The following is a 14,188-nucleotide window of genomic DNA, read 5'->3' as shown; positions in this document are numbered from 1 at the left end:
TGCGGCTTCAGATTGCTGATCAGGTGCGCTTTGTTCATGCCGGATGCGGCGTGAACGCCTTATCCGGCCTACAAAATCATGCTAAATCAATACATTGCAGAGTTGATGTGGTCCTGATAAGCGTAGCGCATCAGGCAATCTTACTTTTGTTATCAGTCTCAATTACTGCGGGAACCACTGGTCATTGATTTTCTGATATGTACCGTCTGCTTTAATCGCTGCCAGTGCGTTATTCAGTTTTTCCAGCAGAGCTTTGTTATCAGGACGTACAGCGATACCCAGGCCGGTGCCGAAGTATTGCGGATCGGTCACTTTCTCAGTCGCAACGCCCAGTTGCGGATTGGTTTTCAGCCATTCGTTCACCACCGCTGTGTCACCAAATACCCCATCAATACGGCCATTTTTCAGATCGATAAAGGCATTCTGATAACTGTCATAGGAGACAGTTTTCACTTCCGGGTGCTGATCCTGAATATATTTCTGGTGCGTGGTGCCGTTTTCCATCCCAATACGTTTACCTTTCAGATCGGCAAACGTTTTGTAGGTATCTTTTTTGGCAATTACGACGGCTGAGTTTTCATAGTAGGGCGTGGTAAACGATACCTGCTTGCTACGCTCTGGCGTGATATCCATACCGGAGATAACGGCGTCATATTTTCTGAATTTCAGCGACGGGATCAGGCTGTCGAACGCGTGATTAGTAAAAGTACATTCTGCCTGCATTTGTTTGCACAAGGCTTTTGCCAGGTCGATATCAAAGCCGACAATCTGGTTATTGGCATCCATCGACTCGAACGGAGGATAGGTCGCTGATACGCCAAAATTGATTTTCTCCACGGCAGAAGCGCCGAACGCACAGGATGCAAGTAATGCGGCAAGAACTAACTTTTTCATGATGGAACTCCCGTCTGTCAATCTTATGATTTTTGGCCGTGTCTGCGGCATGGGATAACAATGCCATTAAGTGAATTTATATGCAATAAATATGATTAAATAATTTAATTGGAATAAAAAAAGACGGACAACTTAGTGGGTTGTCCGTCTTTATTATAATAATTTATGCAGTATGTGGGTTCTGTGCTGGTGTTTGATGCGACGCTGACGCGTCTTATCAGACCTACAAATCATCCAGCTAATGTACGCCGCATCCGGCATCAGCACGCAGCCATATTAATTCCGTCGCTCAAACGCCAGCGCTTTACGCTCGATCAGGCGCATCATCAGCGTCAGCAGGCCGTTAACGATCAGGTAAATAATCCCCGCCGCGCCAAATACCATCACATCGTAGGTGCGCCCGTACAACAACTGGCTGTAACCCATCACTTCCATCAGCGTAATGGTGTAAGCCAGAGAGGTACTTTTGAACACCAGCACCACTTCGTTGGAATAAGAAGATAGCGAGCGTTTAAAGGCATACGGCAGCAGGATCGCCAGCGTGTCTTTTTTGCTCATTCCCAGGGCGCTACAGGATTGCCATTGACCTTCCGGGATCGCGCGGATCGCGCCGTAAAACAGTTGCGTGGTATACGCCGCACTGTTCAGCGACAACGCAATCAGTGCACACAGCCACGGTTCTGACAGTAAATGCCACAGTGCCGGATATTCCTGCAACGTCGGGAACTGGCCCGGCCCGTAATAAATCAGGAAGATCTGCACCAACAGCGGCGTACCGGTAAACAGCGTGATATAACCCCGCACCAGCCATACCAGCACTGGCGTTTTCAGCGTCAGAATGATGGTAAAAATTAACGCCAGAATCAGCGCTACAATCAGCGAGGCAACGGTTAGCGTCAGGCTGGTGTGCAGCCCTTTCATCAGTTCGGGTAAATACTCAAACATTAGCTGGGCCTCCGCTCAAAACGTGTCGCGCGCAGGTCAATGCGTTTGAGAATGTACTGACTCAATAGAGTAATCACCAGGTAAATCGCCGCCGCCACAATGTACCAGGTAAATGGTTCCTGGGTACGGGTAGCGATGCTTTTGGTTTGTAGCATTAAATCATTCACACTAATCAAACTGACCAGCGCGGTATCTTTCAGCAGCACCAGCCACTGGTTACCGAGGCCAGGCAACGCATGACGCCACATCTGCGGCATCACCAGGCGGAAAAAAATAGCCGATTTCGACAGCCCCAGCGCCTGACCGGATTCCCACTGGCCAACTGGCACCGCTTTTAATGCACCGCGTAGCGTTTGCGAGGCATAGGCGGCATACAACAGCGACAGAGCAATGACACCACAAAGGAACGGGCTAACGTCGAAGTTCTCGATGTCCATCTGCACCGGGATCTGTACGATCCCAAGATTGATGGTGAAGCCATCCGAAAGCGTCAGCAGCAGCTGTGAGGAGCCAAAATAGATAAACAGCACCACCAGAATTTCTGGCAGGCCGCGCAGAACCGTCACCAGCGCTGAACCTGCCCACGCGACAGGACGCCATTTTGCCGACTCCCATACCGCAAAGAACATCGCCAGCGCCAGTCCGACAATCAATGCACAAACGGCAAGGCCGACGGTCATCCCGGCGGCGCTTGCTAAAGGGAAAAATTCATTCATCAGGAATTACTTCTGGAACCATTTGTTGTAGATGGTTTCGTAAGTGCCATCTTTCTTCACTTTTTCCAGCGCAGTGTTGAATTTCTGCTGCAGCTCAGTATTGCCCTGACGTACCGCGATGCCAAGACCAGTGCCGAAGTAGTCTTTATCGGTCACTTTGTCGCCCACTGCCGCCAGTTTCGGGTTATCTTTCAGCCACTCGGTGACTACCGCGGTGTCTCCGAAGACGCCGTCGATACGACCGTTTTGCAGATCCAGTTTTGCGTTCTGGTAGCTGTCATACGGCACGGTGGTGATTTCCGGATGCTTATCCATAATGAACTTCTGGTGCGTCGTCCCGTTCTGAACGCCGACTTTTTTGCCTTTCAGCTGATCAACGCTGGTGTATTTACCCTGCTGACCAACAAACAGTGCGGAGTTGTCATAGTACGGGGTGGTAAACAGCACCTGCTTTTCACGTTCCGGGGTGATATCCATCCCGGCCATCACCGCTTCTACGCGACGGAATTTCAGGCTTGGGATCAGGCTGTCAAACGCCTGGTTAGAGAAAGTGCAGGTCGCATCAATTTCTTTACACAGCGCCTGCGCCAGGTCGACGTCAAAACCGACGATCTGGTTATTCGCATCCATCGATTCAAACGGAGGATAAGAGGCTTCGGTAGCAAAACGAATGGTTTCAGCAGCTGTGGCGGAAAGACTAAAACCTGCAATTAGCGCGGCAATCAGAACTTTTTTCATTGTTGTTATCCCGAATCTTAGTGAGAGAGATAGTTTTTAAATGCTTCGGTTTGCGGCTCGGTAAAGCAGCTCGCGTCGCCTTGTTCTACGATGTGACCGTTTTCCATATACACCACACGGCTGGCGGTTTTACGCGCCACTTCAACTTCGTGGGTGACGATCACCTGGGTAATATTCGTTTCCGCCAGCTCACGAATAATGCTGACGATTTGTGCGGTAATTTCCGGATCCAGCGCGGCGGTCGGTTCATCAAACAGCAGTACCTGCGGTTCCATCATCAGCGCGCGGGCGATAGCGACACGTTGTTGCTGACCACCAGACAGGTGCAGCGGGTAACGATCGCTATAAGGTTTGAGACGCAGACGTTCCAGCAGTTTTTCTGCACGGGCCAGTGCCTGATCTTTACTCAACCCCAGCACGCGGCAGGGCGCTTCAATCAGGTTTTGCTGTACCGTCAGATGCGGCCATAGGTTGTATTGCTGAAACACCATCCCGACGTTACGACGCAGCTCGCGGATTGCTTTGTCAGATGGCGTTTTAGTGAAATCGAAATGGTTGCCTGCGATGTTGAGCGTACCGGAGCGCGGCATCTCTAGCAGATTGAGTACACGCAGCAGCGAGCTTTTCCCCGCGCCGCTGGGGCCAAGTAACACCAGCGTTTCGCCTTGCGGGCAATCCAGCGTGATATCGAACAGCGCCTGATGCGCGCCGTAGAAGCAATTAATGCCGTTTAATTGAATACTCATTGACACTCGTATACTGGCAGTCGGATAGCTATTGAAGTCGAAGATAGTACCTTTGACAGAATAATTATGCAATATTTCTGCTTTAAAAGTTAAAAGCAAAGCGCATTATTCAATAAACATAGCACAAAATAACGGCGGCGAAGGGCGGCGAGCATAAATGTCGGCATTCTTCACAGAATGCCAGACAATTTATGGGGGTTATCGTTTAATCAAGGTTTTAGCGGTTCTCAACGGACTGGCGCAGAGTGCCGGCAGGTGCGTGTACGCTGCCACCTAAATAGCGCACATCGTCGATCACCCAACACTGTCCTTCCTGAATCATCAGCACTTCATCCTGCCAGCTCTGGTCGCCTTGTTTCAGATTCACCCGCAGCGGAATATTGCGCGCATCGCGATTTGGGATGGTCGAGGCGCTGGCAACTTGTGCGCTGTCAGGCAAAGTGGTGCGACTGGAGAACGGATCGCTGCTTAATAAGTCACGATGGCTGTTATCGCGGCTGGCATTACTCAGCAAAGTTGCCAGTTTGTCACTTAAATATGGACGCAGAGCGGTAATGTCGTTACTGCGGTGCGAAATGCGGTAGTCATAAAACTGCTGGGCCACGCTGTCAGGTCCGCCCTGAACGCAAGATCCCGTACGGGGGCCATTATCTTTATAGGCAGGCGTGACGGTGGTACAAGCACTGAGTAACAGTGCGCAAGGGATAAGCATAGTCAATTTGCTGTAGCGCATAATGATTTCCTTATAAGCGAACACCTTGAAAGCGTTCTACGATAATAATGATATCCTTTCAATAATAGCGTATCAGTCCGATAATGCTTTGAAGATCGAAGGCTTAGCAAACAAGGAGATCGATCATGCAATTTTCCACAACCCCAACACTTGAAGGCCAGACCATCGTTGAATATTGCGGTGTGGTGACCGGCGAAGCGATTTTAGGCGCTAACATTTTTCGCGATTTCTTTGCGGTGATCCGCGATATCGTTGGCGGACGTTCCGGTGCGTATGAAAAAGAACTGCGTAAAGCGCGGGAGATAGCCTTTGAGGAACTTGGTGAGCAGGCGCGAGCGCTGGGGGCTGACGCCGTGGTCGGCATTGATATCGACTACGAAACGGTCGGGCAAAACGACAGTATGCTGATGGTTAGCGTCAGCGGAACGGCGGTGAAAACGCGTCGATGAGCAGAGTCTTCTGGCTGGTTGCCGCAGCTTTGTTCCTGGCTGGGTGTGCAGGCGAAAAAGGCATTGTCGAGAAAGGGGGATACCAGCTTGATACCCGACGCCAGGCGCAGGCGGCGTATCCGCGCATTAAAGTGCTGGTGATCCACTACACCGCAGAGGACTTTGGTACGTCACTGGCGACACTGACCGATAAGCACGTAAGTTCGCATTACCTGGTTCCTGCCGAGCCACCACTTTACAACGGCAAGCCGCGTATCTGGCAACTGGTACCGGAACAGGAACTGGCCTGGCATGCGGGGATTAGCGCCTGGCGTGGGGCGACACGTCTTAACGACACCTCTATTGGCATTGAGCTGGAAAATCGCGGCTGGAAAACATCAGCGGGGGTGAAATATTTTGCGCCATTTGAACCGACACAAATTCAGGCGCTTATTCCACTGGCGAAGGATATTATCGCCCGCTATCACATCAAACCGGAAAACGTAGTAGCTCATGCAGATATTGCACCGCAGCGCAAAGATGATCCCGGTCCATTATTTCCCTGGCAGCAACTGGCACAAGAGGGGATTGGTGCCTGGCCTGATGCGCAGCGGGTGAACTTTTATCTTGCCGGGCGCGCGCCGCACACACCGGTAGATACCGCCTCATTGCTGGAACTGTTGGCCCGTTACGGCTATGACGTGAAACCAGAAATGACTCCTGGCGAACAGCAACGAGTGATTATGGCGTTCCAGATGCACTTCCGCCCGACGTTATATAACGGCGAAGCGGATGCAGAAACTCTGGCAATTGCACAAGCGTTGCTGGAGAAATACGGTCAGGATTAGCGCGGCAGTTTTCCGTGGTCGCGTAACCAGGCGGCAGTTTTCTCGATCCCTTCATCCAGCGTGATGACAGGCTGATAACCTAACTCTTCCTGTGCACGCGTAATATCCAGCGTAAAGTCAAAATTCAACTTGGAGACGCCGTAGTGGGTTAGCGGCGGCTCTTTCGCTGACTTGCGGCCTAAACGCTCCATGCTGCGGGCGATCATATCCAGCATCGGGTAGGGAATTGAACGAATACGACAATCAATATTCAGTTCGTCGATGAGCTTCTGCACGATGCTGCGCAGTGTACGATGCTCACCATTGGTAATGTTGTATGCCCTGCCGGACGGCAGTTTGTCGCAGTTTTCCTGGCTCGCCAGCCACATGGCATGCACGGCATTTTCGTAGTAGGTCATATCGACCAGCGCACTGCCGCCGTGCGGTAACAGAATGCTGCCGTAGTGGTGCATCATATGCGCCAGGCGGGGGATGAACACTTTATCGTGCGGTCCGAACAGACTTTGTGGACGCAGAATAGTAAAGCGTGTTTGTGGATTCGCCTGCGAAAGCATATTAATCACTTCTTCGCTGGCAGCTTTGCTGCGGGCAAACTCGTTAGCGAAGCGGTGAGGGCGAAAATCTTCTTTGATATCCCGGTGGTGATGATAGTCGAAGTACAGTGAAGGCGAAGAAATATGAATAAAGTTACGCACTCCCCAGGCAACAGCCCATTCGCCCAGGCGACGCGTAGCGCGAACGTTGGCCAGGTCGAAAGCCTGCTGCGTTCCCCACGGCGAGGTAAAGCTGGAGCAGTGCCACAGCGTATCAATGCCTGCGAGCATCACTTTAGCCTGCGATGAGACAAGTTCGGTCAGATCCGCCCGGACAAACTCGGCGCCCAGTTTTTCCAGCAATTTGCCCATAGCTTCGTTGCGACCGGTCGCTCTCACGCTGATGCCTTTCTGGCATAAAAATTCAACCGCGTTTCGACCTAAGCCGCTGGTAGCGCCGGTAACCAGTACCTTCATATCATTCCACTGTTGTTGATAAGTCGACGTGCGCATTCTTTCGTGATTTCCCCCTTGATGCAATGGGAAACATGAAAGAATCACGCAGGTTTTTTTCGATTAATCTGTGATTTGTTCTGCAAGTCTGGCGATTCGTTTTGCCATACCGCGAAAAATAAACAGATGCGCAGGGATCATGAAAAGCCAGTAAAACAGGCCTGGCATGCCGTGCGGATGCCAGAAAGCGCGAACGTCTATGGTGCGGTAGTTGCCTTTATCCTCCAGCGTAAAACAAAGCCGCCCCAGTCCCGGTGCTTTCATACCAAATAACAACGTAAGTTGTTTTTCCGCTTCAACGACAATCACTTTCCAGCTATCTACCGCATCTCCCGTCTGCAAATATTCCCGCTCAGGGCGACCTTTCGCCAGTTTATGACCGATCGCGCGGTCCATTAGCGCCCGGGTCTGCCACAAAATATTGCCAAAGAAATAACGTTCTTTACCGCCGATTTGATTGACTACCCGCCATAGCGCGTGAAGGCTGGCGGACGTTTTAACCGTAAAACCGGCTTGTTTGGCGAAGTAACCGTATTCTGGTCGCCAGCGAGCAAAAGCCTGCGCGTCATATCCCCAGTCGCTGGAGTTGACCAGTTTTTCTTCCTCTTTCAATGTGCGACGTACCGCATCATCGAAAGCGATCAGCGGTTGTGGAATGAGTGCACGTAATGCGGTGTCATCTGCCAGCAGATCGTGTTTCAGCCCCTGAATCAACGCTTTGGCGGTGGTGGGCGGTACGGAAGTAATCACATTGAGAAACCACACCGAAATCCAGCGGGTCGGAAAGGGGATGGGGATCAACCAGCGGCGCTTACCGCTCACGGTCATAAAATGTTCAAATTGTTGTTGATAACTGAGCACCTCTGGCCCGGCGGCTTCGAAGACCCGATGTTCGCAGGCCGGATGATCTAACAGTGCCACCAGATAGTGCAGCAGGTTTTCCAGCGCGATGGGCGTGGTGCGTGAACGTACCCAGCGTGGCGGCGTTAATACCGGCAGGTTGTAGACCATATCGCGCATCACTTCAAACGCCGCTGAACCTGCACCAACGATAATTCCGGCGCGCAATTCAGTAATCGGCACACCGGCTTCTCGCAAAATATCCGCCGTGGCCTGACGGGCGCGCAGATGATCCGACTGCTCATGTGGCGGAGCCTGCAACGAGCTGAGAAAGATTAATTGCTTAACTGGCACTTCGCGCAGCGCATCACGGACGTTGAGAGCCACCTGACGCTCCTGAGCGATAAAATCGCCGCCTTCGCCCATGCTGTGCACCAGAAAATAGACGGTATCGATATCCTGCAACAGGGCCGGAAGGTTATCCGGCCAGCTGAGATCGACTTTATGACAACTGACGTTTGCCAGTTGCAGCTTTGCAAGCCTGTCGACATGACGTGCCGCCGCCAGGATCTGATACCCTTGCTGGCTGAGTGTACGCACCAGATGCTGACCAATGTAGCCACTGGCACCGAGAACTAAAATGCGTTGCGGCACGTCTCTCTCCTTAACGCGCCAGGAATGCGCGCCAGTGGGCGGCGACTTCAGCCAGTTGCTCGCGTGAGACGTCGAGATGGGTCACCAGGCGGACGATCGGCGAGGCGTTAATCAGCACGTTTCTCGCTTTCATGTATTCGCCTAACGCGGCAGCATTTTCTTCCCCGACACGAACAAACAGCATATTGGTGTCCTGACGCATCACATCTGCGCCTGCTTCACGCAACTGCTCCGCCATCCAGGCGGCGTTATCGTGGTCTTCCTGCAGCCTCGCGACGTTATTTTCCAGCGCATACATCCCGGCGGCTGCCAGAATCCCGGACTGGCGCATCCCGCCGCCGGTCATTTTCCGCCAGCGGATGGCACGTTTAATGTAGTCACGGTTACCGACCAGTAACGAACCGACTGGCGTACCAAGACCTTTCGACAGACAAATGGTGAACGAATCACAATATTGCGTGATCTCTTTCAGTTCGCAGCCGTAAGCCACGATGGCGTTAAAGATGCGCGCACCGTCAACATGCAGCGCCAGATTGCGCTCACGGGTAAATTCCCATGCTTCTTTCAGGTATTCACGCGGCAGCACTTTGCCGTTGTGGGTGTTTTCGAGACTGAGCAATTTGGTGCGGGCGAAGTGAATATCGTCGGGTTTGATTTTCATCGCCACTTTATCCAGCGGTAACGTGCCGTTGGCGTCAGCATCGATGGGTTGCGGTTGAATACTGCCCAGCACTGCTGCGCCACCGGCTTCAAACAGATAGTTATGCGCCGCCTGACCGACAATATACTCTTCGCCGCGTTCGCAGTGACTGAGCAGAGCGACCAGGTTGGCCTGAGTGCCGGTAGGCAGAAAAATGGCGGCTTCTTTACCGGAAAGCTCTGCCGCATAGTCCTGCAGAGCATTAACGGTAGGGTCGTCTCCGTAAACGTCGTCCCCAACCGGGGCGACCATCATCGCGTCGAGCATGGCGCGGCTCGGTCGGGTAACGGTATCACTGCGTAAATCAATCATGGCATGTCCTTATTATGACGGGAAATGCCACCCTTTTTACCTTAGCCAGTTCGTTTTCGCCAGTTCGATTACTTCATCGCCGCGTCCACTGATGATTGCGCGCAGCATATACAGACTAAAACCTTTTGCCTGTTCGAGTTTGATCTGCGGTGGAATGGCTAATTCTTCTTTGGCAACCACCACATCCACCAGCACCGGACCGTCGATGGAGAAAGCGCGTTGCAGGGCTTCATCGACTTCAGAGGCTTTTTCCACGCGAATACCCGTAATGCCGCACGCTTCGGCAATGCGGGCAAAGTTGGTGTCGTGTAGTTCGGTGCCGTCAGTCAAATAACCACCAGCTTTCATCTCCATCGCCACAAAGCCCAGTACGCTGTTGTTAAAGACGATAATTTTCACTGGCAGCTTCATCTGCACTACCGAGAGGAAATCGCCCATCAACATGCTAAAACCGCCATCGCCGCACATGGCGACCACCTGGCGTTCTGGCTCGCTTGCCTGCGCGCCCAGCGCCTGCGGCATGGCGTTAGCCATCGAACCGTGGTTAAACGAACCTAACAAGCGACGCTTGCCGTTCATTTTCAGATAACGTGCCGCCCATACCGTAGGTGTGCCAACGTCACAGGTAAAGATGGCGTCATCGGCGGCAAAATGACTAATTTGCTGCGCCAGATATTGCGGGTGAATGGCTTTCTCGCTCGGTTTAGCTAAATCGTCCAGCCCTTTACGGGCATCGCGGTAATCTTCCAGCGCTTTATCCAGAAACTTGCGATCGGTTTTTTCTTCCACCAGTGGCAGCAATGCGCGCAGGGTTGATTTGATATCGCCGACCAGCGCCATATCTACCTTGCTATGCGCGCCGATGCTGGCTGGGTTGATATCAATCTGAATAATTTTGGCATCGGTCGGGTAGAAGGCGCGGTAGGGAAATTGTGTGCCGAGCAGCACTAAGGTGTCGGCATTCATCATAGTGTGAAAACCTGACGAGAAGCCGATTAATCCCGTCATTCCGACATCATACGGATTATCGTATTCGACATGCTCTTTGCCGCGCAGGGCATGAATAATAGGCGCTTTAATTTTCCCGGCAAACTCAACTAACTCTTTATGCGCCCCCGCGCAGCCGCTGCCACACATCAGGGCGATATTGCTGGAATAACGCAGCAGTTGCGCCAGTTTGCGTAACTCTTCTTCTTCCGGTGTTATGACTGGCTGTGGCGCATGATACCAGTGCGTGGTCGCCCCTTCTGGTGCAGGTTTTAGCGCCACGTCGCCCGGTAACACGACAACGGAAACGCCACGGTTAAGCACCGCTTTGCGCATGGCAATCGCCAGCACTTGTGGGATCTGCTCCGGGCTGGAAACCAGCTCGCAATAGTGACTACATTCGCGGAATAACTCTTGCGGGTGGGTTTCCTGGAAATATCCGCTGCCAATTTCGCTGGAAGGGATATGGGCGGCAATCGCCAGTACCGGAACGTGATTACGGTGGCAATCGAACAGGCCGTTGATTAAGTGCAGGTTGCCGGGGCCGCACGATCCGGCACAGACCGCCAGTTCTCCTGAAAGTTGTGCTTCAGCGCCAGCGGCAAAGGCAGCCACTTCTTCATGGCGGGTAGGCATCCACTCGATGGTGCCCATGCGATTAAGACTGTCACTAAGGCCGTTCAGAGAGTCACCCGTGACTCCCCAGATGCGTTTTACGCCTGCTGATTCGAGTGTTTTGGCGATATAAGCTGCAACCGTTTGTTTCATGGTTTTCCGTCTCCTGAATGTGATAACGGTAACAAGTTTAGTTCATCTGACGGAGGGGGAAGGGATGGGAGAAAAAGGAGGCACTAACGGTTAAACAGCCCGATGACAGGAATATCATCGGGCATAAGGTGATTACGCGAGAACCAAATCCCCCTGCGGATGGCAGGAGCAGGCCAGTACGTAACCTTCAGCGATTTCGGCGTCGGTCAGCGTCATTGTGCTGCTCACCGTATATTCACCGGAAATCACTTTCGTCTTACAGCAGCCGCAAACACCCGCACGACAGGCGGCGACAACCGGAACTTTATTGCTTTCCAGTGCTTCCAGCAGCGTGGTGCCAACCGGAGCGTAAAATTCTTGCGCCGGTTGCAATTTGGTGAATTTCAGACCGCTGGTCGCCGCTTCCGCCACTGGCGTAAAGAATTTCTCTTTAAAGAAACGCGTCACGCCGAGCGCCTTCACTTCCTGTTCCACCCAATCCATATACGGTGCCGGACCACAAGTCATCACGGTACGTGAGGCTAAATCAGGAACGCTTGCCAGCAGTTCACGAGTCAGGCGTCCGGCAACGAACCCCTCGGTAACGTTATTTTCCGCCACCAGTGTTACCGGATAATGACGCCACTCATCGGCGAAAATTACATCCTGCGGCGTACGCACGTTGTAGATCACCTGCACATCGGCCTGCGGACGGTTCTTCGCCAGCCAGCGACGCATCGACATAATCGGTGTGACGCCGCAGCCTGCCGCCAGCAACAGGAATTTATCTTCTGCTTTATCGTCGCAGGTAAATTCCCCCATCGCGTCCGAAAGCCAGAGATAGTCACCGCGTTTCACATCGCGGGTCAGCCACTGGGAGCCAACACCGTCATCAATCCGCCGCACGGTCAGGGTGATGTATTCACTCACGCCAGGCGTGGAGGAAATGGTGTAAGCACGCAGCGTTTCCGCTGAGTTTCGCACGCTGACCAGTGCATATTGCCCGGCGCGATATGGGTAGTAATCGTGGCAAATCAGGGAAATCGTCCACACATCCGGCGTTTCTTGCGTAATGTGATGAACCTGCATCCGCCACGGGCATTGATTCGTTGGCATCGTCATCGACAAACTCCTTACGCGCTCAACAGTTGCTTCATGTCTTCTTCAACAGTGGTGATAGAACGCAGGCCGAATTTCTCGTTCAGCACCGCCAGCAGATCTGGTGTCAGGAAACCAGGTGCCGTCGGGCCGGTGACGATATTTTTCACGCCCAGAGAAAGCAGTGTCAGCAGAATGACAATCGCTTTCTGTTCAAACCAGGAGAGCACCAGCGACAGCGGCAGATCGTTCACCCCACAGCCCAGTTTTTCTGCCAGAGTGACAGCCAGAATAATCGCTGAGTAAGCATCGTTACACTGACCAGCATCCACCAGACGCGGCAGACCTTCGATATCGCCAAACTCGAGTTTGTTAAAGCGATATTTACCACAGGCGAGGGTCAGGATCAGGCAGTCATCCGGCACGCTGGTGGCGAAATCGGTGAAGTAGTGACGTTCGCCGCGTGCGCCGTCACAGCCACCAAGCAGGAAGATATGACGCAGTTTTTCACGGCTCACCAGATCAATCAGCGTATCTGCTGCGCCAAGCAGCGTCTGGCGACCAAAGCCCACGGTGATCAGGTGCGGAATTTCGCTGTACGGGAAGCCCGCCATTTGTTGCGCCTGGGCGATGACCGCAGAGAAATCTTCGCCATCCAGATGACGCACGCCCGGCCAGCCAACGATGCTGCGGGTCCAGATACGATCGTCATAAGCCCCTACGGTTGGATCGATGATGCAGTTCGAAGTCATCACGATAGGGCCAGGGAAGCGAGCGAACTCCACTTGCTGATTCTGCCAGCCGCTGCCGTAGTTACCGACCAGATGCTTGAATTTACGCAGCTCTGGGTAGCCGTGAGCAGGCAGCATTTCGCCGTGGGTGTAGACATTAACGCCCGTACCTTCGGTCTGTTCCAGCAGGTTGTAGAGATCTTTGAGATCGTGACCGGAAATCAGGATACATTTGCCCGCCGTCGCTTTGACGTTGACCTGGGTTGGCGTCGGGTGACCGTATTTACCGGTTTCGCCTGCATCCAGAATGCTCATCACTTTGAAGTTCATCTGGCCGATTTCCATTGAACACTCAAGAAGCGCGTTCATATCGGCGGGCCAGGTCCCCAGCCACGCCATGATTTTATGGTACTGGGCGTAAATATCGTTGTCGTATTGACCGAGAACGTGGGCGTGTTCCATATAGGCCGCTGCACCTTTCAGGCCATACAGGCACAGCAGACGCAGGCCGAGAATGTTTTCGCCAATCGCGGCTTTATCTTTATTTGGCGTAAATTCAGCTGCCTGACGTTGCAGTTCGCCGAGATCATCGCTCACCAGTTGCAGGTCAGCCATCGGGTTATCGACGCAGGCGTTGGCATCTACAGCCAGGCATTGTGCTTTCAGCGCCTCGCGCAGGGCAATCGCTTCACGAGCGTAGCCGACAATACGCGGAGAATCGAAGTTAACGTTGGTCAGGGTTGAGAAAAATGCGCGCGGCGCGAAGCTGTCTACATCGTGGTTGATAATGCCGTATTCACGCGCTTTTAAAGCCCAGGCAGAAAGCCCCTGCAGCGCCGCGATGAGTAAATCCTGAAGGTCAGAGGTTTCCGCCGTTTTACCACACATCCCCTGCGCGTATGAGCAGCCGTTTCCTGCCGGAGTACGGATAGTTTGTTCACATTGCACACAAAACATGATCACACCTTTTAAAGTTATATTTAATATACATGTTTAAGGTTAAGTCGCTTAACGCGGGGATAAAA

The 14,188-nt window shown here is 52.7% G+C and carries 14 protein-coding genes; 2 read left to right on the top strand and 12 right to left on the bottom strand.

All coding sequences use genetic code 11. The features are described from left to right. Positions 1–162 precede the first annotated feature (162 nt). The 6 genes from artJ to FEK43_RS07575 all read right to left on the bottom strand — a co-directional run bounded on the left by artJ (position 163) and on the right by FEK43_RS07575 (position 4,772). Entirely contained in the window at positions 163–894 is a 732-nt protein-coding gene (gene artJ / locus FEK43_RS07600) for an arginine ABC transporter substrate-binding protein ArtJ (RefSeq protein WP_135406286.1), read from the bottom strand. Positions 895–1,170: 276 nt separating this feature from the next. Next, complete coding sequence (artM, locus tag FEK43_RS07595) at positions 1,171–1,839, bottom strand: arginine ABC transporter permease ArtM (protein ID WP_000464489.1); 669 nt, start codon at positions 1,837–1,839, stop codon at positions 1,171–1,173. Next, positions 1,839–2,555, bottom strand: a complete 717-nt coding sequence (gene artQ / locus FEK43_RS07590; RefSeq protein WP_130205229.1) for an arginine ABC transporter permease ArtQ — start codon at positions 2,553–2,555, stop codon at positions 1,839–1,841. Before artQ ends, artM begins: the two co-directional genes overlap by 1 nt. 6 nt (positions 2,556–2,561) lie before the next feature. Further along, entirely contained in the window at positions 2,562–3,293 is a 732-nt protein-coding gene (gene artI, locus FEK43_RS07585; RefSeq protein WP_105454365.1) for an arginine ABC transporter substrate-binding protein ArtI, read from the bottom strand. 17 nt (positions 3,294–3,310) lie between these two features. After that, the gene (gene artP, locus FEK43_RS07580) at positions 3,311–4,039 is read right to left on the bottom strand and encodes an arginine ABC transporter ATP-binding protein ArtP (protein WP_000027211.1); all 729 of its coding nucleotides are present in this window, start codon (positions 4,037–4,039) and stop codon (positions 3,311–3,313) included. 217 nt (positions 4,040–4,256) lie between these two features. Continuing rightward, positions 4,257–4,772 (bottom strand): lipoprotein, encoded by a 516-nt coding sequence (locus FEK43_RS07575; protein WP_135406287.1) that lies wholly within the window; start codon positions 4,770–4,772, stop codon positions 4,257–4,259. 125 nt (positions 4,773–4,897) lie between these two features. Between FEK43_RS07575 and FEK43_RS07570 the strand changes: the two genes are divergently transcribed. Then, on the top strand, positions 4,898–5,221 hold the full coding sequence (locus FEK43_RS07570) for a heavy metal-binding domain-containing protein (RefSeq protein WP_135406288.1): 324 nt from the start codon (positions 4,898–4,900) through the stop codon (positions 5,219–5,221). After that, complete coding sequence (locus FEK43_RS07565) at positions 5,218–6,048, top strand: N-acetylmuramoyl-L-alanine amidase (protein WP_135406289.1); 831 nt, start codon at positions 5,218–5,220, stop codon at positions 6,046–6,048. Before FEK43_RS07570 ends, FEK43_RS07565 begins: the two co-directional genes overlap by 4 nt. On the opposite strand, the gene FEK43_RS07560 is transcribed toward FEK43_RS07565, so the two are convergent. The 6 genes from FEK43_RS07560 to hcp all read right to left on the bottom strand — a co-directional run bounded on the left by FEK43_RS07560 (position 6,045) and on the right by hcp (position 14,120). Next, positions 6,045–7,058, bottom strand: coding sequence for an NAD(P)-dependent oxidoreductase (locus FEK43_RS07560; RefSeq protein ID WP_130205719.1), 1,014 nt, complete (start codon positions 7,056–7,058; stop codon positions 6,045–6,047). The two genes, FEK43_RS07565 and FEK43_RS07560, sit on opposite strands and share 4 nt — an antisense overlap. 99 nt (positions 7,059–7,157) lie before the next feature. Beyond that, entirely contained in the window at positions 7,158–8,588 is a 1,431-nt protein-coding gene (locus tag FEK43_RS07555) for an SDR family oxidoreductase (RefSeq protein ID WP_135406290.1), read from the bottom strand. A gap of 10 nt (positions 8,589–8,598) precedes the next feature. Beyond that, positions 8,599–9,600 (bottom strand): low-specificity L-threonine aldolase, encoded by a 1,002-nt coding sequence (ltaE, locus tag FEK43_RS07550; RefSeq protein ID WP_135406291.1) that lies wholly within the window; start codon positions 9,598–9,600, stop codon positions 8,599–8,601. Positions 9,601–9,636: 36 nt separating this feature from the next. Beyond that, positions 9,637–11,355, bottom strand: a complete 1,719-nt coding sequence (gene poxB, locus FEK43_RS07545; protein ID WP_130205239.1) for a ubiquinone-dependent pyruvate dehydrogenase — start codon at positions 11,353–11,355, stop codon at positions 9,637–9,639. A gap of 132 nt (positions 11,356–11,487) precedes the next feature. Continuing rightward, positions 11,488–12,456: an NADH oxidoreductase gene (hcr, locus tag FEK43_RS07540; RefSeq protein ID WP_135406292.1), complete on the bottom strand. Its 969-nt coding sequence runs from the start codon at positions 12,454–12,456 to the stop codon at positions 11,488–11,490. An 11-nt stretch (positions 12,457–12,467) separates the two neighbouring features. Then, a complete protein-coding gene (gene hcp, locus FEK43_RS07535) occupies positions 12,468–14,120 on the bottom strand; it encodes a hydroxylamine reductase (protein WP_130205243.1) in 1,653 nt (550 codons plus the stop codon). Between the last annotated feature and the right edge of the window lie 68 nt (positions 14,121–14,188).

The organism is Escherichia sp. E2562 (assembly GCF_005781075.1).
In the GTDB taxonomy this organism is placed as follows: Bacteria; Pseudomonadota; Gammaproteobacteria; order Enterobacterales; family Enterobacteriaceae; genus Escherichia.
This window is presented reverse-complemented; position numbering and strand designations above follow the sequence as displayed.

What these genes read in the sequence shown, in the direction of transcription:
- artJ (WP_135406286.1), bottom strand. Translation starts at nt 894, where the DNA reads ATGAAAAAGTTAGTTCTTGCCGCATTACTTGCATCCTGTGCGTTCGGC.
- artM (WP_000464489.1), bottom strand. Translation starts at nt 1,839, where the DNA reads ATGTTTGAGTATTTACCCGAACTGATGAAAGGGCTGCACACCAGCCTG.
- artQ (WP_130205229.1), bottom strand. Translation starts at nt 2,555, where the DNA reads ATGAATGAATTTTTCCCTTTAGCAAGCGCCGCCGGGATGACCGTCGGC.
- artI (WP_105454365.1), bottom strand. Translation starts at nt 3,293, where the DNA reads ATGAAAAAAGTTCTGATTGCCGCGCTAATTGCAGGTTTTAGTCTTTCC.
- artP (WP_000027211.1), bottom strand. Translation starts at nt 4,039, where the DNA reads ATGAGTATTCAATTAAACGGCATTAATTGCTTCTACGGCGCGCATCAG.
- FEK43_RS07575 (WP_135406287.1), bottom strand. Translation starts at nt 4,772, where the DNA reads ATGCGCTACAGCAAATTGACTATGCTTATCCCTTGCGCACTGTTACTC.
- FEK43_RS07570 (WP_135406288.1), top strand. Translation starts at nt 4,898, where the DNA reads ATGCAATTTTCCACAACCCCAACACTTGAAGGCCAGACCATCGTTGAA.
- FEK43_RS07565 (WP_135406289.1), top strand. Translation starts at nt 5,218, where the DNA reads ATGAGCAGAGTCTTCTGGCTGGTTGCCGCAGCTTTGTTCCTGGCTGGG.
- FEK43_RS07560 (WP_130205719.1), bottom strand. Translation starts at nt 7,058, where the DNA reads ATGAAGGTACTGGTTACCGGCGCTACCAGCGGCTTAGGTCGAAACGCG.
- ltaE (WP_135406291.1), bottom strand. Translation starts at nt 9,600, where the DNA reads ATGATTGATTTACGCAGTGATACCGTTACCCGACCGAGCCGCGCCATG.
- poxB (WP_130205239.1), bottom strand. Translation starts at nt 11,355, where the DNA reads ATGAAACAAACGGTTGCAGCTTATATCGCCAAAACACTCGAATCAGCA.
- hcr (WP_135406292.1), bottom strand. Translation starts at nt 12,456, where the DNA reads ATGACGATGCCAACGAATCAATGCCCGTGGCGGATGCAGGTTCATCAC.
- hcp (WP_130205243.1), bottom strand. Translation starts at nt 14,120, where the DNA reads ATGTTTTGTGTGCAATGTGAACAAACTATCCGTACTCCGGCAGGAAAC.